The following is a 19,467-nucleotide window of genomic DNA, read 5'->3' as shown; positions in this document are numbered from 1 at the left end:
CCACTGACCCAACTCGTTACGCTGCACAGATGGCAGTTCGCCGCCATGGCTCCCTGAGCTCGTCGATTGCCCGCTTGCACGGCGATGAGCGAACTGTCGGCTCGCCGCTCAACGATGCCGAAGTCGTCGCGCTACGGCGCACCCGGCTCTTCGGCGCCACCGGGACCGTCCTGATGGCCATCGGGTCGCTGGGCGCCGGCGCGCGGCCCGTCGTCCAGGATCCGACATTCGGCGTCCGGCTGCTCAACCTGCCGTCACGCATCCAGACCGTCTCGTTGACGATGACCACCACCGGTGCCGTGATGATGGCGCTGGCGTGGCTCATGCTGGGCCGCTTCGCGCTCGGCGACCGCCGGATGTCACGAAGTCAGCTCGACCACACCCTGATGCTGTGGATGCTGCCGTTGCTCATCGCGCCGCCGATGTACAGCAAGGATGTCTACTCCTACCTGGCGCAGAGCCAAATCTCTGCGCTGGGCCTGGACCCCTACAAGGTCGGCCCGGCGCCGGCGCTCGGCCTCGACCACGTTTTCACGCTGTCGGTGCCGAGCCTCTGGCGCGACACTCCAGCGCCCTATGGGCCGCTCTTTCTGTGGATCGGTCGGGGCATCTCGTCGCTCACGGGCGAGAACATCGTCGCTGCCGTGCTGTGCCACCGGCTGGTCGTGCTGATCGGCGTCGGGATGATCGTCTGGGCGACGCCGCGGCTGGCCCGGCGCTGCGGCGTGGCAGAAGTGAGCGCGCTGTGGCTGGGGGCAGCCAACCCGCTGCTGCTCATGCACCTGGTCGCAGGCATCCACAACGAGGCTCTGATGCTGGGCTTGATGCTGACCGGCACGGAGTTCGCGTTGCGCGGCGTCGATTCCGCCGAGCCGCTGACACCTCGGCCGCTGCGCTGGCCCCGCGAGCGCAGCGAATGGGCCCACTGGTCGCCGCTGGCCATGCTCGTGCTGGGCGCGGTCTTGATCACCCTGTCGTCGCAAGTGAAGCTTCCCTCCCTGCTTGCACTGGGTTTCGTGACGATGGCGCTGGCCCGCCGCTGGGGTGCCAACGTTCGCGCGGTGGTCGCCGCGGGTGGACTGCTCGGCATGCTGTCGCTGGCCGTGATGGCGGCGATCGGCTCGGCCAGCGGACTCGGCTTCGGCTGGGTGAACACGCTGGGAACCGCGAACGTGGTGCGCAGCTGGATGTCACCGCCGACGCTGCTGGCGCTGGGCACCGGTCAGGTCGGAATTCTGTTGGGCCTGGGCGACCACACCACCGCAGTGCTGTCGTTGACGCGCGGCATCGGCGTGTTGATCATCGCGGTCATCGTCTCCTGGCTGCTGATCGCCGTGCTGCGCGGACGTTTGCATCCGGTCGGCGGCCTCGGCGTGGCATTGGGCGCGACGGTGCTGCTCTTCCCCGTCGTGCAGCCCTGGTATCTGCTGTGGGCGATCATCCCGTTGGCTGCCTGGGCCACCCGGCCGCGATTCCGGATCGCGACGATCCTGGTCACGCTCGTGGTCGGCATCTTCGGCCCGACCGCCAACGGTGACAGGTTCGCGTTGTTCCAGATCGTCGACGCGACCGTCGCCAGCACCCTGATCGTGCTGATTCTCATCGCGGCCACCTACTCGATGCTGCCCTGGCGCGCCGTGCCGCACCCCGTAGCCAGCAGCGAAGAAGCCAGCGAGCCGGCGCCGCCGCAGGAGCCGGTCCCGCTGGCGCCCGAACCGACCCCCGTGCGCGGCGCATACGCTGAGTCTCCGTGAACCCGACGCCACCGATCCCCGTGCGGATGCGCGGGGTGCGCAAACGGTACGGGTCCCTGACCGCCGTGTCGGACCTCGACCTGGACGTCGAACGCGCCGAAGTGTTCGCGCTGCTCGGCCCTAACGGCGCCGGCAAGACCACCACCGTCGAGATGTGCGAAGGGTTCGTGCGGCCCGACGCCGGCACCATCGAAGTGCTGGGCATGAATCCGGTCACCGACAACGCGCGTGTCCGGGAACGAATCGGCGTGATGCTGCAGGGCGGCGGCGGCTATCCCGCGGCCCGCGCCGCGGAGATGCTCAATCTTGTCGCGGCCTATGCGGCGAATCCGCTCGACCCGAAATGGCTGATGGACACTCTCGGCCTGACCGACGTCGCACGCACGACGTACCGCCGACTCTCCGGCGGGCAGCAACAACGGCTCGCACTCGCGTGCGCGCTCGTCGGGCGTCCGGAGTTGGTGTTCCTCGACGAACCGACCGCCGGCCTGGACGCCCACGCCCGGCTGGTGGTGTGGGAATTGATCGACGCGCTGCGGCGCGACGGGGTGACCGTGGTGTTGACGACGCATCAGCTCGCGGAGGCCGAGCAGTTGGCCGACCGCCTGGTGATCATCGACCACGGCACGGCCGTCGCGGCCGGTACGCCGGCCGAGGTGATGCGCAGCGGCGCCCAGAACCAGCTGCGCTTCACCGCACCACCGATGCTCGATTTGTCGCTGCTGTCGGCCGCGCTGCCGCAGGGATACAGGGCCACCGAGGTGTCCGCGGGCCAGTATCTGGTGGAAGGGACGATCAACCCGCAGGTGGTGGCCACGGTGACGGCGTGGTGCGCGCGGCTCGACGTGCTGGCCACCGACATGCGCGTCGAGCAGCGCAGCCTTGAGGACGTGTTTATGGAGCTCACCGGTAAGGAGGTGCGGCGATGAGCGAATCCCGTTTTGCGCCAGGCACTTTCGCACCCGATCCCCGCCCCAGCGGCATCCAGCGGATGCTCGCCGCGCAATACGGTTTGGAGCTTCGGCTGCTGCTGCGCAACGGCGAGCAACTGCTGCTGACGTTGTTCATTCCGGTGACTCTGCTGGTCGGACTGACGCTGCTGCCGCTGGGTTCGTTCGGCGACAACCGCGCGGCCACCTTCGTGCCGGCGATCATGGCGCTCGCCGTGATCTCGACCGCGTTCACCGGGCAGGCGATCGCGGTGGCGTTCGACCGGCGCTACGGCGCCCTTAAACGACTCGGCGCCACACCGCTTCCGGTCTGGGGCATCATCGCAGGCAAGTCGCTGGCTGTGGTCACCGTGGTCATCTTGCAGTCAATCCTGTTGGGCGCCATAGGTTTTGGGCTCGGCTGGCGACCGTCGCCTACCGGCCTCGTGCTGGGCGCGGCGGTGATCGCCTTGGGCACCGCCGCGTTCGCAGCACTCGGGCTGCTGCTGGGCGGCACGCTGAAGGCCGAGGTCGTGCTGGCGGTAGCCAACCTGATGTGGTTCGTGTTCGCCGGGTTCGGCGCGCTGACGCTGGGTGGCGGACTGGTGCCGCACGGCGTCGAGTGGGTGGCGCGGCTGACCCCGTCGGGAGCGCTCACCGAGGCGTTGACGCAGGCGATGACGGTGTCGGTGGACTGGTTTGGAGTATGTGTGCTTGCGGTGTGGGGCACGCTGTCCGGGCTGGCAGCGCTGCGGCTGTTTCGGTTCACGTAAAGCCGCGTCTCATGCGGCGCGGAAACTGCCCTACTACAAGCTGTAGTTAAGATTCGGCTATGGGTGTCGGACGGTTCCTGCTGCGGCTGGTCGACCTGTTGCCGATGCCCAGCCTGCGCGTCCAGCGCCTGATCGCCGCCGCAGTGGTGCTGACTCAGGGCGGTATTGCGGTGACCGGCGCAATCGTGCGGGTCACCGCATCCGGACTCGGCTGCCCCACCTGGCCGCAGTGTTTCCCGGGCAGCTTCACGCCGATCGCCGTGTCGGAAGTACCCCGCGTGCACCAGGCGGTGGAGTTCGGCAACCGGATGGTGACATTCCTGGTGGTGCTGACGGCCGCGCTGGCCGTGCTTGCCGTCACCCGCGCGCGCCGTCGTGCAGAGGTGCAGGTGTACGCATGGCTGATGCCGGCGTCGACGGTGGCGCAAGCCGTCATCGGCGGCATCACCGTGCTCACCGGGCTCCTGTGGTGGACGGTCGCGCTGCACCTGCTCGCGTCGATGACCATGGTGTGGCTGGCGGTTTTGCTGTTCATGAAAGTCACCGAGCCCGACGACGGGGTGCCACAGCGGACGGTGCCAAAACCATTGCGCGGCTTGGTGTTCCTGAGCGCCGTCGTACTCGCCGCCGTGCTCGTCACGGGCACTCTGGTGACTGCCGCCGGACCGCACGCCGGCGACACCAGCCCGACACGCACGGTGCCGCGGCTCCAGATCGAGATCACCACACTCGTGCACGTCCATTCGACGCTGCTGATCGGCTACCTCGCATTGCTGGTCGGGCTGGGCTTCGGTCTGCTCGCCGTCGCTGCCCCGCGGGCCGTGCTTGTCCGGCTCGGCGTGCTGACCGTGCTGGTGGTAGCTCAGGGCGCGGTCGGAACGGTGCAGTACTTCACCGGTGTACCCGCCGCGTTGGTGGCCGTTCACGTGGCGGGGGCCGCCGCCGTGACGGGCGGCACCGCGGCGCTATGGGCGGCGATGCGACAGCGGACCAAGGCCGAGCCGCTCCAAGGCTGAACCGACGCATCGCGCGAACTCCCGCTGTTGCAGATCGCGAGTCTGGTCGTCGAGCTGCATCCAACCCAGCGACGGCTCGATGAGCTCCAGTTCGAGCAGTCGGGGATCGTCGATCCCTCCGATGACGTCAACACGCGCGTAAAGGAAGTCCCGGATCGACATGTTGAGCCGGCCTGCGGCGGCGTCGAGCGCCGCGAAGCCCAGGTCCCATATCTCGAAGTCGGGGTCGGCCGACGTCAACGTCTCCACCGCGTACGTCCCGGTGACATCCAGCTCGATGCGCTGACCTTGGGGTGGCAGCATCGCGGCTTTGCTGAACGCGTGCGATTGCTTGCCGCCGAGAAACACCAACGCGGTCTCCCCCGCGTGCTCCACCCGACGGTCATACGGCTGCACCACCACGCTGCGGCCGCGCGCTTGCAAGTCGGCGGCATGCGCGCGTGCCGCCGCAGGGTCCGTAAATCGTTGCGCGGCAAGCGATCCGGCGCCGGTCGACGGCTTGACCACGATTTCGTCGGCACCGGGAAGGCGCACGTCGTCAGCGGCCCCGAAAACCTCCGTCGGCACAATCGGCACTCCTCTTGCCGCGAGGTCGAGCAGATAGCGTTTGTCGGCGTTCCAGGCAACCACCTCGGGTGCGTTGAGCAGATGCGGCACCGAGGTCGTCCACTGCAGGAATTCGTCGAGCCGCTCAGCGTAGTCCCACGTCGCCCGCAGGATCACGACGTCGGCGCGCAGCGTGTCGCGGTCGTCCCATGGGCGCCATTTCGCGTGCAGGCCGCGGCGGCGCAGCGCGTCCACCAGGCCGGCGTCGTCGCCGTCACCGTCTGGCAGCGCCTGGCATCCGGCCAGCACGATCCGCGGATGGAACACGTTCGGCCGCGCGAGCTTCATTGCCGGGGATGATAGTGCGATGCACGCAATCGAAGTCGCCGAACACGGCGGTCCAGAGGTCCTGCGTTACGTCGAAAAGCCACAGCCTTCTCCTGGCCCGGGTCAGGTGCTGATCGAGGCGGAGGCGATCGGCGTCAACTACATCGATACCTACTTCCGCTCGGGCTCCTACCCCCGTGAGCTGCCGTTCATCGTGGGCCAGGAGGTCTGCGGCAGGATCGCAGCGCTGGGCGACGGCGTGGCGGCGCTGCGCGAGGGCGACCGCGTTGTCACGGTCGCAGCCAGCGGCGCGTACGCCGAATACAGCGTCGCCCCAGCCGATTTCGTCGCGTACGTGCCCGACGGGGTGGCACCGGAGGTGGCTGCCTCAGCGCTGCTGAAAGGCATGACGGCCCACTACCTGATCAAGTCGGTCTATCCCGTGCAACAGGGCGACACCGTGCTGGTGCACGCGGGGGCCGGCGGTGTGGGGCTGCTGCTGACACAGTGGTTGACCAGCCTGCCGGCGAAGGTGATCACCACCGTGTCCACACCCGAGAAAGCAGAGCTGTCCCGGCAAGCCGGCGCCGTGGAGGTGCTCGACTACCCCTCGGACCCCAGCGAGTTCGGCGCGCGGATTCGTGACCTGACCGACGGAAACGGGGTGGCCGCGGTTTACGACGGCGTGGGCAAAACCACGTTCGACGCGAGCCTGGCCAGCCTGGCCGTCCGCGGCACGCTGGCGTTGTTCGGGGCCGCGAGCGGTCCGGTGCCGCCGGTGGACCCGCAACGGCTGAATGCGGCCGGGTCGGTGTATTTGACCCGGCCGTCGCTGGTGCACTTCACCCGCACGCCTGACGAATTTTCTTGGCGAGCAGGCGAAGTGCTCGATGCGATCGCCGCCGGGTCGATCACCGTGACGGTCAGTGAGCGCTATCCGCTGGCCGAGGCTGCTCGTGCGCACGCCGACCTGCAGGGCCGCAAGACGACAGGCTCGGTAGTTCTGGTGCCGTGAGCGCGGCGCCCTACAGGAGCGTCGGCAGCGCCAGCACGGAGTCGACGGCCAGCGCACAGAACACGACGGCCAGGTAGTTGTTGGACTGCAGGAAGAGCCGCAGCGGCTTGACCGGCTCGCCGCGGCGCACTCCGGCGTACAGCTGATGTGCCATGGTCAAGAACCACGCACCGGCCAGCACCGCGACCACGGCGTACAACCAGCCCGCAGCCAGCGCAAGCGCCAGCGTCGCAGCCACCGTCAGCCAGGTGTACACCAGGATCTGCTTGGTCACATGGCGTTCACTTGCCACCGCGGGCAGCATCGGCACGCCGGCCGCCCGGTAGTCGTCCTTGTAGCGCATCGCCAAGGCCCAGGTGTGCGGCGGCGTCCAGAAGAAGATGATCGCGAACATCGCCAACGCCGGCCAGCTGATGGTGCCGGTGACCGCGGACCACCCGATCATCACCGGCATACAGCCGGCCGCACCGCCCCACACCACGTTCTGCGACGTCCGCCGCTTGAGCAGCAACGTGTAGACGAAGACGTAGAACCCTATGGTCGCGCCGGCGAGATGCGCCGACAGCAGGTTCGTCGTCCACCACAGCCAGAAGAACGACGCCACCGACAGTGCGACCCCGAATACCAGCGCATGGCTGGTGGGCACCGCCGCGCGGGCAAGCGGCCGGCGCGACGTGCGCTTCATCACCTTGTCAATATCGGCGTCGGCGACACAGTTCAGCGTGTTGGCCCCAGCGGCCGCGAGCATGCCGCCGATCAAGGTGTTGAGCATCAGCAGTGGCGCCACGGTCCCCCGCTGCGCGAGCAGCATGGCGGGAATCGCGGTGACCACCAGCAACTCGATGACCCGGGGCTTGGTGAGAGCCAGATAACCGAGCAGCGTGGTGCGGATGCGGTGGGACCACGACACGTGGACCCGCTCGCGAATGCTCACGCAAGACTCCTCGGCGGGTGGGCTTCTACTACAGGCGATGGTAGACCGCAGGCTCACACGACCCACAGCGCAGGGTCGAACTGCCGGAGCAATCGACCATCCCGGCCCGGCCGCACTAGGGTTGACCTTGTACTTGACCGGCCGGGCTGCCTACCGACCCGAGGAGCACGTTTGTGACCACGCTTGAGGAGATCTCCGTTCTCACCCTCCCAAACCATCCCGACGACTGGACGGAGCTCGACTCGCAAGCCGTCGACACGATCCGGGTGCTCGCGGCGGATGCGGTCCAGAAGGTAGGCAACGGCCATCCCGGCACGGCGATGAGCCTGGCGCCGCTGGCCTACACGCTCTTTCAGCGCACCATGCGCCACGATCCCAGCGACACCCACTGGCTCGGCCGCGATCGGTTCATCCTGTCGGCCGGCCACAGCAGCCTGACCCTGTATCTTCAGCTGTTCCTCGGCGGCTTCGGTTTGGAGCTGTCCGACATCCAGTCGCTGCGCACCTGGGGCTCCAAGACTCCCGGCCACCCCGAGTTCCGCCACACCAAGGGCGTGGAGATCACCACCGGCCCGCTGGGCCAGGGACTCGCCTCCGCGGTCGGTATGGCCATGGCCGCACGCTACGAGCGAGGCCTGTTCGACCCCGACGCCGCGCCCGGCACCAGCCCGTTCGACCACTACATCTACGTGATCGCCTCCGACGGCGACATCGAAGAGGGTGTGACGTCAGAGGCGTCCTCGCTCGCGGGCACTCAGCAGTTGGGCAACCTGATCGTCTTCTACGACAACAACCAGATCTCCATCGAGGACGATACGAAGATCGCGCTGTCCGAGGACACCCCGGCGCGCTATGCCGCCTACGGCTGGCACGTGCAGATCGTCGAGGGCGGCGAGAACGTCGTCGGCATCGAACAGGCGATTGCCGCGGCCAAGGCCGTCACGGACAAGCCGTCGTTCATCGCATTGCGGACCGTGATCGGTTATCCCGCACCGAATTTGATGAACACCGGAAAGGCGCACGGTGCCGCGCTGGGCGACGAGGAAGTCGCGGAGGTCAAGAAGATCCTCGGCTTCGACCCGGACAAGAAGTTCGAGGTCCGCGACGAAGTGCTGGCACACACCCGCAAGCTGGTGGACCGCGGCCGCGAGGCGCACGAGAAGTGGCAGGCCGACTTCGACGCCTGGGCCGAGCGTGAACCCGAGCGCAAGGCGCTGCTGGACCGGCTGATCGCCCAGGAGATGCCCGACGGGTGGGACGACGACCTGCCCTACTGGGAGCCGGGCTCCAAGGCGGTGGCCACCCGGGCGGCCTCCGGCGAGGTCCTCTCGGCGGTGGGGCCCAAGCTGCCCGAGCTGTGGGGCGGGTCGGCCGACTTGGCCGGCAGCAACAACACCACGATCAAGGGCGCGGATTCGTTTGGGCCGCCGTCGATTTCGACCAAGGAGTACACCGCCCACTGGTACGGTCGCACGTTGCACTTCGGTGTTCGCGAGCACGCGATGGGCGCGATCCTGTCCGGCATCGTGCTGCACGGCCCCACCCGCGCGTACGGCGGAACGTTCCTGCAGTTCTCCGACTACATGCGGCCGGCGGTGCGGCTGGCCTCGCTGATGGACATCGACACCATCTACGTCTGGACGCACGACTCGATCGGGCTGGGCGAGGACGGGCCGACCCACCAGCCGATCGAGCACCTCGCCGCACTGCGCGCGATCCCGCAGCTGTCGGTGGTGCGGCCCGCCGACCCGAACGAAACGGCTTACGCCTGGCACACCATCCTGTGTCGCGGCGCCGGCAGCGGTCCGGTCGGGTTGATCCTGACCCGCCAGGGCGTGCCGGTCTTGGAGGGCACCAGCCGCGACGGTGTCGCGCGCGGCGGTTATGTGCTCGGCGGAGGCAACCCGTCCGACGACGCCGACGTGATCATCATCGCCACCGGTTCGGAAGTACAGCTGGCGGTGGAGGCCAGAAAGTTGTTGGCCGAGCGCGACATCAACGCTTACGTCGTCTCGATGCCGTGCGTGGAATGGTTCGAGTCGCAGCCGCAGGAGTACCGCGACAGCGTGCTGCCGCCGGACGTGCCGGCGCGCGTCGCAGTCGAAGCGGGCGTCGCCCAGAGCTGGTACAAGTTCGTCGGCGACACCGGGGAAATCGTGTCGATCGAGCACTACGGCGAGTCGGCCGACTACAAGACGTTGTTCCGCGAGTTCGGTTTCACCGCAGAAGCCGTCGTCGCCGCCGCGGAACGAGCAATCGACAACTGAAGCGAAAGGCTCTGCGATGACCCAGAATCCGAATCTCGCCGCGCTGTCGGCGGCCGGTGTATCGGTGTGGCTGGACGACCTGTCCCGGGACCGGTTGCGGACCGGCAACCTGCAGAACCTCATCGACACCCGATCCGTGGTGGGTGTCACCACCAACCCGACGATCTTCCAGACCGCGTTGTCCAAGGGGCAGGCCTACGACGAGCAGATCGCCGAACTGGCCGAGCGCGGCGCCGACGTGGACGCGGCCATCCGCACCGTGACCACCGACGACGTCCGGGAAGCATGCGACGTGCTGCGCCCGCAGTGGGAGGCCTCCGACGGCGTCGACGGCCGGGTGTCCATCGAGGTGGACCCGCGGCTCGCCCATGACACCGACAAGACGGTCCAGCAGGCGATCGAACTGTGGAAGATCGTCGACCGGCCCAACCTGCTGATCAAGATTCCCGCCACCAAAGCCGGCCTGCCGGCCATCACAAACACTCTGGCCGAAGGCATTTCAGTCAACGTGACGCTGATCTTCTCGGTGGAACGCCACCGCGCCGTGATGGACGCCTACCTCGCCGGACTGGAGGCCGCTAAGAAGGCCGGCCACAACATCTCCAAAATCCATTCCGTCGCATCGTTTTTCGTGTCCCGCGTCGACACGGAGATCGACAAGCGGCTGGAGAAGATCGGCAGCGACGAGGCGCTCGCGCTGCGCGGGCAGGCCGGTGTGGCCAACGCGCGCCTGGCCTACGCCGCATACGAGGAAGTGTTCGTCGGCGGTGACCGCTACGAGGCTCTGAAGGCCGACGGCGCGCGCGTGCAGCGGCCGCTGTGGGCGTCGACGGGCGTGAAGAACCCGGAGTACTCCGACACCCTCTACGTCACCGAGCTCGTCGCCCCCAACACCGTCAACACCATGCCCGAAAAAACCATCGAGGCGGTCGCCGACCACGGTGTCATCACCGGCGACACCGTCACCGGGCGCGCCGGCGAAGCGCAGGAGGTGTTCGACAAACTCGACGCGTTGGGCGTCGACCTGCGCGACGTGTTCCTCGTGCTCGAAAACGAAGGCGTCGAGAAGTTCGAGAAATCCTGGCACGAGCTTCTGGACGCCACGCGGGAACAGCTCGACGCCGCCAAGAAATGACAGAGGCGGAGACCAAATCCGCGGCGACTGCGGCGCAGTGGCGTAATCCGTTGCGCGACAAGCGCGACAAGCGCATGCCGCGCATCGCGGGACCGTGCGGTGTGGTGATCTTCGGTGTCACGGGCGACCTCGCTCGCAAAAAGCTGATGCCCGCGATTTACGACCTGGCCAACCGCGGGCTGCTGCCACCGACGTTTGCGCTCGTCGGATTCGCCCGCCGCGACTGGGCCGACGAGGACTTCGGCAAGGTCGTCTATGACGCGGTCAAGCAGCACGCCCGCACTCCGTTCCGCAAGGAGGTCTGGGACCGGCTCGCTGAGGGATTCCGGTTCGTGCAGGGCACATTCGACGACGACGCCGCGTTCGCGCGGCTGGCCGAAACGCTGGACAAGCTCGACGCTGAGCGCGGCACCGGCGGCAATCACGCGTTCTACCTTGCGATCCCGCCCAAGGCGTTCCCGCTTGTCTGCGAGCAGCTGTCCAAATCGGGGCTGGCACGTCAGCAAGAGGGCAAGTGGAGCCGGGTGGTGATCGAGAAGCCGTTCGGCCATGATCTGCAGAGCGCACGCGAACTGAACGCCGTGGTGAACAGCGTCTTCCCGGAAGACACTGTGTTCCGGATCGACCACTACCTGGGTAAGGAGACGGTGCAGAACATCTTGGCGCTGCGCTTCGCCAACGAACTGTTCGAACCGATCTGGAATAACCACTACGTCGACAGCGTGCAGATCACGATGGCCGAGGACATCGGACTGGGCGGGCGAGCCGGCTACTACGACGGGATCGGCGCCGCCCGCGACGTGATCCAGAACCACCTACTGCAACTGCTCGCGCTGACCGCGATGGAAGAGCCCATCAACTTCCATCCCCGCGAACTGAAAGAGGAGAAGGTCAAGGTCCTTTCGGCGGTACGGCTGGCCCAGCCGTTGTCGGAGACGACCTCGCGGGGGCAGTACACAGCCGGCTGGCAGGGCAGCTCGAAGGTGGTCGGACTGCTCGACGAGGAGGGGTTCTCCAAGGACTCCAAGACCGAAACGTTCGCCGCGATCACGCTCGACATCGACACCCGTCGCTGGGCCGGCGTGCCGTTTTACCTGCGGACCGGAAAGCGGTTGGGCCGCAGGGTGACTGAGATCGCGATGATCTTCAAGCGGGCCCCGCATCTGCCGTTCGACCAGACGATGACCGAGGAGCTCGGCCAGAACGCGCTCGTCATCCGGGTGCAGCCGGACGAGGGCATCACCATGCGGTTCGGCTCCAAAGTTCCGGGCAGCGCCATGGAGGTCCGCGACGTCAACATGGACTTCTCGTACGGCGCGGCTTTCGCCGAAGACTCACCAGAGGCCTACGAGCGGCTGATCCTCGACGTGCTGCTGGGCGAGCCGTCGTTGTTCCCCGTCAACCAGGAAGTCGAACTTTCCTGGGAGATCCTCGATCCCGTCTTGGATTACTGGGCGACGCACGGCCGGCCCGACCCGTACGAGGCCGGCACGTGGGGTCCGGAGTCGTCGTTCGAGATGCTGCGGCGCACGGGCCGGGAATGGCGGCGGCCGTGATCGTCGAGATGCCCGACACCACCACCAACGACATCGCCAAGCGGATCACGGTACTGCGCGAAGAGGGCGGCGCGATCACGCTGGGCCGCGTGCTGACACTTGTGATCGCCTTGGACATCGGCAATCTGAACGAAGACGCCATCGAGGCGGCCACGTCGGCCAGCCGTGAGCACCCTTGCCGGATCATCGCGGTGGTGCCCGACGATCCGTTCGCGGAGAAACCGCGGTTGGACGCTCAGCTTCGCGTCGGCGGTGACGCCGGGGCCGGAGAAGTCGTGGTACTGCGCATCTCCGGTCCGCTGGCTGCGCACGCCCACAGCGTGGTGCTGCCGTTCCTACTGCCGGACACCCCGGTGGTGGCGTGGTGGCCAGGCGTCGCACCAGCCGTTCCGGCCCAGGACCAACTGGGCCGGTTGGCGATTCGGCGGATCACCGATGCGACCGGCGCCGAGGACCCGCTCGAGGCGATCAAGAGCCGGCTGCCCGGGTACATGCCAGGCGACACCGATTTGGCGTGGAGCCGCATCACGTACTGGCGCGCGCTGCTGGCGTCGGCGCTCGATCAGCCGCCGTTCGAGCCGGTGAGCTCCGTGCTTGTTTCCGGGCTGAAGAACGAACCAGCGCTCGACATTCTGGCCGGCTGGCTGGCGTCGCGGATCGACGGTCCGGTGCACCGCGCCGTCGGCGACCTCAAGGTCGAGCTGACGCGGCCGACGGAAACGGTCACGCTCAGTCGTCCACAAACCGGGTCGACGGCGACGCTCAGCCGCACAGCCCGGCCCGACGCTTTACTTCCGTTGGCGCGCAGGACAACTCGTGAATGCCTGGCTGAGGATTTGCGCCGGCTCGACCCCGACCAGATCTACGAAGAAGCGCTCCGCGGAATCGACAAGGTGCAGTACGTATGAGTACTTCGGTTCACACATACCCCGACAGCGCGACATTGGTGGCCGGCGTGGGCGAGCGGCTTGCCGAGGAGATCGCGTCGGTGGTGCGGTTCCGTGGCCGGGCGATGGTCGTGTTGACCGGCGGTGGCACCGGCATCGGGGTGTTGCAGCATCTCGGCGAGCACGGCGGTGGCATCGACTGGTCGCGGGTGCATCTGTTCTGGGGTGACGACCGGTTCGTGCCTGAGGACGACGACGAACGCAACTTCCGGCAGGCCCGCGCCGCGCTGCTGGACAAGATCGACATCCCCACCGAGAACGTGCATCCCATGGCCGCCAGTGACGGCGAATTCGGTGACGACATCGAGGCCGCGGCCCAGGCCTACGAACGCGAACTCGCCGCTCAGGCCGACCCCGGTCAGCCGGCTCCGCAATTCGACGTGCACCTGCTGGGCATGGGTCCGGAAGGCCACGTGAACTCGCTGTTTCCGCACTCGGAGGCGGTGCGCGAAAAGCAGCGCTTGGTAATGAGCGTCGAGAATTCGCCCAAGCCGCCGCCGCGGCGAATCACGTTGACACTGCCGGCAATTCAACGTTCGCGCGAGGTCTGGCTGATCGTCTCGGGTGCGGGCAAGGCGGATGCGGTGGCCGCGGCGCTAGACGGCGCAGATCCGGTGTCGGTGCCCGCGGCCGGCGCCGTCGGGCGAGACGCCACCGTCTGGTTCCTCGACAAGGCGGCAGCGGGAAAGCTCGGCGACGGGTCATAATGACCGGCATGGCAGACAAGGGTGGCGCGCGCACCGGCCGGGAACGTATCAAGACGCTGGCTCAGGCAGCGCTCAATGCCGACCTCACCGTCGAGCAGGTCGACACCGTGCTGAACAACCTGATGAAATCCCTGTCGGCGCTCGACAAGTCGATCGAAGGCCTGGACGGGTCGCTGGTCACCTTCAACAGCAGCTTGGATTACCTCAACGACACGCTCAACCGTCTGGAGGGAATCGTCGACCGCGTCGAACGCATCGTCGGCATCGGTGAGGCTGCGGTCGCTCCGTTTGCAGTGACGGAGACCGCAGTCCGCCAGGTGGTGAAGAAGATTCGCGACCGCACGCACCTGTAAGCGGTTATTCGCCGATCACCGGGGGTGCGACCAGCGGCAGTTCACCGACCAGTTCGTTGGTGTTGCCGGCCGACACCAGATATCGCCGCGAACGGTGCTGCTGGGTGTCGTCGCGCCACAGCCCGCCTGGATAGGCCGTCCCAAGGAACGGTGTGACCGACGACGTCGGCCGTACGGAGTTCGGTGGGGTGCTCTGCCCGACGGTCGGCACACCGGTCGGTGGCGGCGTCGCCGTGGCTGCCGGTTCGAAGTGAGCCGACGGTGCGCCGCTGAGCGATGGCGCCACCGCAGCGTTATTTGGCGGCGAGTGCCACGCCGGCAGCGGATCGGTGACGCCAGCCGGATGCGTGGCACCTCTCACTGGGTCGAAGGGCAGCGCAGGAGCCGGGGCCGGTCCGACATCGGACGGCACCGCTCCGGAAACCGGACCGGTGGGCGAGTTTCCCGACACCGGTATGGCCGGCAGCGGCCTTGTGTCTTCGGTACTGCCCAGCGAGAACGGCTCGGGTGGCGACGGAATATCGGCCACCGCGTTGCCGGCCGCCACGGCGGGCCCGCTGTAGAGTTGGCGAACTTGCGACAGCGCCTCGTCGAGGCGCGATGCCGCCGAATCCCCTTCGCCCGGCGCGGTGATGCACGCCCGCAGATCGCCGGCGGCGCGGGACAACTCCGCCAGGTGCACAGCAAGCGATCTGCATGATGTCAAGCCGTCGAGCGAGCCGGTGATGTAGCGCCGCAACGCCTCTGCAGCTGCGTCGGCTCCTTGGCCTCGCCAACCTTGCTCGAGGCGCCCGGAGACTCCGCGCAACAGAGCGGTCAGTACGTCACGAATTTCGTCGATCGCGGCATGCCAGTCGTCGGCGTGGCGTGACATCCGAACCGGATCGAGCCTGGCCTGCATGTCCATCACCGCGGCGTGCGACCACACGCCGCAAGTCCAGTCGTCCGGCGTTACAGCCACGACTTCCCTATCGCAGCGCGGTCCGTGTCGCCATAACCGCTTGTGCTGCTGTGGAATTGGGCGGCGATGGCGGCGAGGTTCGCGGCATGGGTGTCGAGCAGCCACCGCAGCGAGTTCGCGCCCACCGCTTTGTCCTGCAGCAGCTGCGCCCATCCTCGGCCCTCTTCGCAGTCGCCGAGCCAGCCGTCGTAAACGCCGTCGGCGAGTCGTTGAACCGAGCGGGCTTTCGCGGTGAGCTCTGCGGCGGCCGCGTCACACAGCGCCGCCGCGTCGGGTCCGCCTTCCGGGGTGAGGTAAACGTCGGCCATGTTCCTACGACGTGCGTCCGGGCGCGAACGGTTCCGTCAGCCGCTGTTGCGCAGGGCCGACGCGAGGCCGTTCATCGTGAGAAGGATGCCGCGCTGCACGAGTTCGTCGTCGTCGCCGCCGCGGTACCGGCGAAGCAACTCCACCTGCAAGTGGTTCAGCGGCTCCAGATACGGGAAGCGGTTGAACACCGACCGGGCCAGCGCGGGGTTGTCGGCCAGGAGATCGTCGTGACCCGTGACCAGCTGGTGCATTCTGATCGTGCGCTCGTGTTCGGTGACGATCTTGTCGAACACGCGCCGCCGCAACGCCTCGTCGGGTACCAGTTCCGCATATCGGGCGGCCAACCCCATGTCCGACTTCGCCAGCACCTGAGCCATGTTCGACAGCACGGTGGAGAAAAACGGCCAGCGGCGGTAGAGGTCCTGCAGCACCTCGAGGCCACCGTCGCGGTCGGCGAGCCATTGCTCGATGGCGCTGCCCGTCCCGTACCAGCCGGGCAGCATCACGCGCGACTGGCTCCACGCCAGCACCCACGGGATCGCCCGCAGATCCGAGATCGACGTGGTCTGCTTGCGCGAGGTCGGACGGCTGCCGATATTGAGTGCGCCGATCTCACTGACCGGAGTGGAGGCGGTGAAGTAGTCGACGAAACCCGGTGTGCGGTGGACTAATTCGGCATATGCGCGGTGGGCCAGTTCGGCGAGTTCGTCGAGCACCCGATACGCCTGTTCGGCGTCGTCTCCGAGGCCTTCCGTGTCCAGCAGTGTGGCTTCCAGTGTGGCGGCAACCAACGTTTCGAGGTTGCGCCGGGCGACGCGCGGTTCGGCGTACTTGGCGGCGATCACCTCGCCCTGTTCGGTGAGACGCAGCGACCCCGACACCGCGCCGGGTGGTTGGGCGAGGATCGCGTCGTAGCTCGGACCGCCTCCGCGACCGACGGTGCCGCCGCGACCATGGAACAGCCGCAACCGAATACCGGCCTTGCGCGCGGTCTCGACCAGATCGAGCTCGGCGCGGTACAGCGCCCAGTTCGCGGCCAGGTAACCGCCGTCTTTGTTGGAGTCGGAATACCCGAGCATCACCTCTTGGCTGTCGCCACGCGCGCGCACCAGTGTCCGGTACACCGGAAGGTCAAGTGCCGCTTGCAGAATCGAGGCGCCGCGCTGCAGGTCGTCGATCGTCTCGAACAGCGGGACGATGCCCACGGGCGAGCACGGTTCCTCCCCGGCGGCGTCCAGCAGCCCGCCCTCGCGCAGCAGGATCGCCGCCTCGAGCATGTCCGACACCGAGCGGCACATCGACACGATGTAGGTAGGCACCGCTTCCGGGCCCAACACCCGCACGGCCCTGGCCGCGGCGTTCACGATGTCGACTTCTTTGCGTGCCAGCTCGGACAGTTGGGCGTTCTCGCGAGTCAGCGGGCGGCGAGTGGCCAGCTCCGAAGCCAGCAGCTCGACGCGTTCTGGCTCGGACAGCGACCGGTAGTCGGAATGCACCCCGGCCCAGTCCAGCAGCTCGGCCACCACCTCTTCGTGCACGTCGGAGTTCTGCCGCATATCCAGGCTGGAGAGGTGAAAGCCGAAAACCCGCACAGATTCTCGTAAGTGGGCCAGCCGGTCGTCGGCAAGACGACCGCTGCCGTGGCCGCGTAGCGACGTGTCCACGACGTCGAGATCGGCGAGCAGCTCGTCGGGCGACTGGTAGGGCGCCATGCCCAAGTCGAGTTGCGGGCCGGGCTGGCGGTCCAGCTTCTGCTGCGCGGTGGCGGTGAGCCGCGCCCGAATCACCCGCAACGCACGTCGATACGGCTCGTCGAGCCGGGCCTGTTCCGCGTTGCGGTCAGCCAGCGCCGCGAGCTCGTCGGTGACCGTCACCAGCCGTGCCGACATCGAAAGCTGTTCTTCCAGTGCGGCGAGCCCGCAAAGATAGTGCTGGAACGCGGTGTGGGCAGCGCTGTCGGTTGCGTGCCGCACGACGTCGGCTGTCACGTTGGGATTGCCGTCGCGGTCGCCGCCGATCCACGACCCCGGCCGAAGAATCGGCTCCTCGAGCAAGTGGGCATCGGGCCAGCGCGCGTGCAGCGCGTCGCGAACCTCCGCGTTGACCTCAGGGATCACTTGCAGAAACGAGGCTTGGAAATAGCGCAGGCCGACTTGGATCTCATCTTGAATCTTCAAGCGCTGCAATCTGATCAGCGCGGTTTGCCAGAGCCGCAGCACTTGACGGCGCAGCTCCGTTTCGATGTCGCGCCCGTCGGGCGTCTCGCGGTGGCCGTGTAGCCGCAGCCTCATCAGTTCGGTGATGCGGTGCTGCGTCTCGAACACCGTGCGGCGCCGCGTCTCGGTCGGGTGGGCGGTGATCACCGGAGACACCAGCGCATCCCGGAGTGCTTCGGCGATGGTCGCCGGATCCAATTGAGCCGCATCGAGTTTGCGGTACGTGGCGGCCAGGCTGCTGTCTTGTGGCGGCTCACCCGCCGCGACGTGGATGGCGCGGCGCCGTTCCCGGTGGATGTCCTCGGCGACATTTGCCAGCAGCGCGAAATGGCTGAAGGCGCGGATCACCGGGATCGCCTCGCGGACGTCGATGCCGTCGAACATCCGCGCCAGCTCTGTGCGGTCGATCTCCGAACGGCGGACCCGAAAGGACTCGACGCGGGCGCGTTCGACGAGGTCGAACACTTCCTCGCCGTTCTGCTCGCGGACGGTGTCGCCGAGGATTCCGCCGAGCAGCCGGATGTCTTCGCGCATCGGCTCGGTCGCCTCGCGTCCCAGCTGCGTGCGGTGCACCGCCCCGATGGGCGCCAATGCGTCGGGAACCTCAGCCATGAGCCAAGTATCGGTGGGCTTCAGGCGCCCCGCACGCCGTGGCTGTTGTCAGCTGTATTTGATCATCAGGCCGACGCCGACGATCGAGACCAGCCAGATTCCGACCACGAACAGCGTGACCCGGTCGAGGTTCTTCTCCACCACCGTCGAGCCGGACAGACTCGACTGGACGCCGCCGCCGAACAGCGTCGACAGGCCGCCGCCCTTGGCGCGGTGCAGCAGCACGAGCAACACCACCAAGATGCTGGTGATCACCAGCAGGATCTGCAGCGTCAACTCCATGGCCACTACCCTACCGTCTCTCACCGGGCAGATCGGGCAGCGGGCCGCCGGCGGCGATGGCCGACATGATCGCGAACTGCTCGCCGTCCAGGGATGCACCGCCGACCAGCGCGCCGTCCACATCTTCCTGCGCGACGATGTCGCCGATGTTCTTGGCGTTCACCGACCCGCCGTACAGCACCCGGATCGCTTCGGCGACCTGTGGCGACGTCAGCTTGGCCAGCTCGTCGCGGATCGCCTTACAGACCTCCTGGGCGTCGGCCGCGCTGGCCACCCGACCCGTGCCGATGGCCCACACAGGTTCGTAGGCGATCACCACCTGAGCGACCTGGTCCGCAGACAGCCCGGCGAGCGATCCGCGCAGCTGCTCGACGTTGTGCTCGACGTGGTTGCCGGCCTCGCGGACCTCGAGGTGCTCGCCGATGCAGACGATGGGGATCAGTTGGTGGCGGAAGGCGGCGGCGGCCTTGGCGGCGACGAGCTCGTCGTCCTCGTTGTGGTAGGTGCGGCGCTCGGAGTGCCCGACCACAACGTAAGTGCAGCCCAGCTTGTTGAGGAACGCGCCGCTGATCTCTCCGGTGTAGGCGCCCTGGTCATGCTGCGAGATGTCCTGACCGCCGTAAGTCAGCTTGAGCTTGTCACCGTCGACCAGCGTCTGCACCGAGCGCAAATCGGTGAACGGCGGCAGCACGGCGACGTCGACCTTGTCGAAGTACTTCTCCGGCAGGGAGAACGCGATCTTCTGCACCAGCGCGATCGCTTCGAAGTGGTTGAGGTTCATCTTCCAGTTGCCAGCGATCAGCGGCTTACGGCTCACGATTGAGTACC

18 protein-coding genes are annotated in these 19,467 nt (G+C 67.4%); 11 read left to right on the top strand and 7 right to left on the bottom strand.

Features of this window, described 5'->3' with window-relative positions; genetic code table 11:
- Window positions 1–29 precede the first annotated feature (29 nt).
- The 4 genes from mptB (at window position 30) to AC5Y39_RS10910 (ending at window position 4,472) form a co-directional block, all read left to right on the top strand.
- Window positions 30–1,754 carry a polyprenol phosphomannose-dependent alpha 1,6 mannosyltransferase MptB gene (gene mptB / locus AC5Y39_RS10925; protein ID WP_500017183.1) on the top strand — a complete coding sequence of 575 codons (1,725 nt, stop codon included), beginning with the start codon at window positions 30–32 and terminating at the stop codon, window positions 1,752–1,754.
- Window positions 1,755–1,780: 26 nt separating this feature from the next.
- The gene (locus AC5Y39_RS10920; protein ID WP_500017495.1) at window positions 1,781–2,683 is read left to right on the top strand and encodes an ABC transporter ATP-binding protein; all 903 of its coding nucleotides are present in this window, start codon (window positions 1,781–1,783) and stop codon (window positions 2,681–2,683) included.
- Window positions 2,680–3,456: an ABC transporter permease gene (locus AC5Y39_RS10915; RefSeq protein WP_500017185.1), complete on the top strand. Its 777-nt coding sequence runs from the start codon at window positions 2,680–2,682 to the stop codon at window positions 3,454–3,456. Before AC5Y39_RS10920 ends, AC5Y39_RS10915 begins: the two co-directional genes overlap by 4 nt.
- A 104-nt stretch (window positions 3,457–3,560) precedes the next feature.
- Window positions 3,561–4,472 (top strand): COX15/CtaA family protein, encoded by a 912-nt coding sequence (locus AC5Y39_RS10910; protein WP_500017497.1) that lies wholly within the window; start codon window positions 3,561–3,563, stop codon window positions 4,470–4,472.
- On the opposite strand, the gene AC5Y39_RS10905 is transcribed toward AC5Y39_RS10910, so the two are convergent.
- Window positions 4,422–5,366, bottom strand: a complete 945-nt coding sequence (locus tag AC5Y39_RS10905) for an ATP-grasp domain-containing protein (RefSeq protein ID WP_500017187.1) — start codon at window positions 5,364–5,366, stop codon at window positions 4,422–4,424. The genes AC5Y39_RS10910 and AC5Y39_RS10905 overlap by 51 nt on opposite strands.
- Before the next feature lie 19 nt (window positions 5,367–5,385).
- On the opposite strand from AC5Y39_RS10905, the gene AC5Y39_RS10900 reads away from it, so the two are divergent.
- On the top strand, window positions 5,386–6,360 hold the full coding sequence (locus AC5Y39_RS10900) for a quinone oxidoreductase family protein (protein WP_500017189.1): 975 nt from the start codon (window positions 5,386–5,388) through the stop codon (window positions 6,358–6,360).
- Window positions 6,361–6,370: 10 nt separating this feature from the next.
- Here the strand turns inward: AC5Y39_RS10900 and AC5Y39_RS10895 are convergent, their stop codons facing one another.
- Entirely contained in the window at window positions 6,371–7,294 is a 924-nt protein-coding gene (locus AC5Y39_RS10895; RefSeq protein WP_500017191.1) for a heme o synthase, read from the bottom strand.
- Between the two features lie 173 nt (window positions 7,295–7,467).
- On the opposite strand from AC5Y39_RS10895, the gene tkt reads away from it, so the two are divergent.
- Genes tkt through AC5Y39_RS10865 form a run of 6 tightly spaced genes read left to right on the top strand, consistent with a single transcriptional unit; the run spans window position 7,468 to window position 14,259 of the window.
- Window positions 7,468–9,561: a transketolase gene (tkt, locus tag AC5Y39_RS10890; protein ID WP_500017193.1), complete on the top strand. Its 2,094-nt coding sequence runs from the start codon at window positions 7,468–7,470 to the stop codon at window positions 9,559–9,561.
- Window positions 9,562–9,577: 16 nt separating this feature from the next.
- On the top strand, window positions 9,578–10,696 hold the full coding sequence (gene tal / locus AC5Y39_RS10885; RefSeq protein WP_500017195.1) for a transaldolase: 1,119 nt from the start codon (window positions 9,578–9,580) through the stop codon (window positions 10,694–10,696).
- Window positions 10,693–12,252 carry a glucose-6-phosphate dehydrogenase gene (zwf, locus tag AC5Y39_RS10880; RefSeq protein WP_500017197.1) on the top strand — a complete coding sequence of 520 codons (1,560 nt, stop codon included), beginning with the start codon at window positions 10,693–10,695 and terminating at the stop codon, window positions 12,250–12,252. The genes tal and zwf overlap by 4 nt, the downstream gene beginning before the upstream one ends.
- A complete protein-coding gene (gene opcA / locus AC5Y39_RS10875; protein WP_500017499.1) occupies window positions 12,249–13,160 on the top strand; it encodes a glucose-6-phosphate dehydrogenase assembly protein OpcA in 912 nt (303 codons plus the stop codon). The genes zwf and opcA overlap by 4 nt, the downstream gene beginning before the upstream one ends.
- Window positions 13,157–13,906: a 6-phosphogluconolactonase gene (pgl, locus tag AC5Y39_RS10870; RefSeq protein ID WP_500017199.1), complete on the top strand. Its 750-nt coding sequence runs from the start codon at window positions 13,157–13,159 to the stop codon at window positions 13,904–13,906. Before opcA ends, pgl begins: the two co-directional genes overlap by 4 nt.
- 8 nt (window positions 13,907–13,914) lie before the next feature.
- Entirely contained in the window at window positions 13,915–14,259 is a 345-nt protein-coding gene (locus tag AC5Y39_RS10865) for an ATPase (RefSeq protein ID WP_500017201.1), read from the top strand.
- Window positions 14,260–14,263: 4 nt separating this feature from the next.
- Here the strand turns inward: AC5Y39_RS10865 and AC5Y39_RS10860 are convergent, their stop codons facing one another.
- The 5 genes from AC5Y39_RS10860 to tpiA are packed head-to-tail and all read right to left on the bottom strand — an operon-like array spanning window position 14,264 to window position 19,456.
- Complete coding sequence (locus AC5Y39_RS10860; RefSeq protein ID WP_500017203.1) at window positions 14,264–15,220, bottom strand: WXG100 family type VII secretion target; 957 nt, start codon at window positions 15,218–15,220, stop codon at window positions 14,264–14,266.
- A complete protein-coding gene (locus AC5Y39_RS10855) occupies window positions 15,211–15,528 on the bottom strand; it encodes a hypothetical protein (RefSeq protein WP_500017205.1) in 318 nt (105 codons plus the stop codon). Before AC5Y39_RS10855 ends, AC5Y39_RS10860 begins: the two co-directional genes overlap by 10 nt.
- A gap of 36 nt (window positions 15,529–15,564) precedes the next feature.
- Window positions 15,565–18,357 (bottom strand): phosphoenolpyruvate carboxylase, encoded by a 2,793-nt coding sequence (gene ppc, locus AC5Y39_RS10850; protein ID WP_500017207.1) that lies wholly within the window; start codon window positions 18,355–18,357, stop codon window positions 15,565–15,567.
- A 48-nt stretch (window positions 18,358–18,405) separates the two neighbouring features.
- The gene (gene secG, locus AC5Y39_RS10845) at window positions 18,406–18,639 is read right to left on the bottom strand and encodes a preprotein translocase subunit SecG (RefSeq protein WP_500017209.1); all 234 of its coding nucleotides are present in this window, start codon (window positions 18,637–18,639) and stop codon (window positions 18,406–18,408) included.
- A 10-nt stretch (window positions 18,640–18,649) separates the two neighbouring features.
- Window positions 18,650–19,456 carry a triose-phosphate isomerase gene (gene tpiA, locus AC5Y39_RS10840; protein WP_500017211.1) on the bottom strand — a complete coding sequence of 269 codons (807 nt, stop codon included), beginning with the start codon at window positions 19,454–19,456 and terminating at the stop codon, window positions 18,650–18,652.
- Window positions 19,457–19,467 lie beyond the last annotated feature (11 nt).

Source organism: Mycobacterium sp. NGS39, assembly GCF_059812765.1.
The sequence above is the reverse complement of the archived record's forward strand: the minus strand, read 5'-3'. Positions and strand labels throughout refer to the sequence as shown.

Coding starts and splice junctions, on each gene's coding strand:
- mptB (WP_500017183.1), top strand. CDS start 30: ATGGCAGTTCGCCGCCATGGCTCCCTGAGCTCGTCGATTGCCCGCTTG.
- AC5Y39_RS10920 (WP_500017495.1), top strand. CDS start 1,781: ATGCGCGGGGTGCGCAAACGGTACGGGTCCCTGACCGCCGTGTCGGAC.
- AC5Y39_RS10915 (WP_500017185.1), top strand. CDS start 2,680: ATGAGCGAATCCCGTTTTGCGCCAGGCACTTTCGCACCCGATCCCCGC.
- AC5Y39_RS10910 (WP_500017497.1), top strand. CDS start 3,561: ATGCCCAGCCTGCGCGTCCAGCGCCTGATCGCCGCCGCAGTGGTGCTG.
- AC5Y39_RS10905 (WP_500017187.1), bottom strand. CDS start 5,366: ATGAAGCTCGCGCGGCCGAACGTGTTCCATCCGCGGATCGTGCTGGCC.
- AC5Y39_RS10900 (WP_500017189.1), top strand. CDS start 5,386: ATGCACGCAATCGAAGTCGCCGAACACGGCGGTCCAGAGGTCCTGCGT.
- tal (WP_500017195.1), top strand. CDS start 9,578: ATGACCCAGAATCCGAATCTCGCCGCGCTGTCGGCGGCCGGTGTATCG.
- zwf (WP_500017197.1), top strand. CDS start 10,693: ATGACAGAGGCGGAGACCAAATCCGCGGCGACTGCGGCGCAGTGGCGT.
- pgl (WP_500017199.1), top strand. CDS start 13,157: ATGAGTACTTCGGTTCACACATACCCCGACAGCGCGACATTGGTGGCC.
- AC5Y39_RS10865 (WP_500017201.1), top strand. CDS start 13,915: ATGGCAGACAAGGGTGGCGCGCGCACCGGCCGGGAACGTATCAAGACG.
- AC5Y39_RS10855 (WP_500017205.1), bottom strand. CDS start 15,528: ATGGCCGACGTTTACCTCACCCCGGAAGGCGGACCCGACGCGGCGGCG.
- ppc (WP_500017207.1), bottom strand. CDS start 18,357: ATGGCTGAGGTTCCCGACGCATTGGCGCCCATCGGGGCGGTGCACCGC.
- secG (WP_500017209.1), bottom strand. CDS start 18,639: ATGGAGTTGACGCTGCAGATCCTGCTGGTGATCACCAGCATCTTGGTG.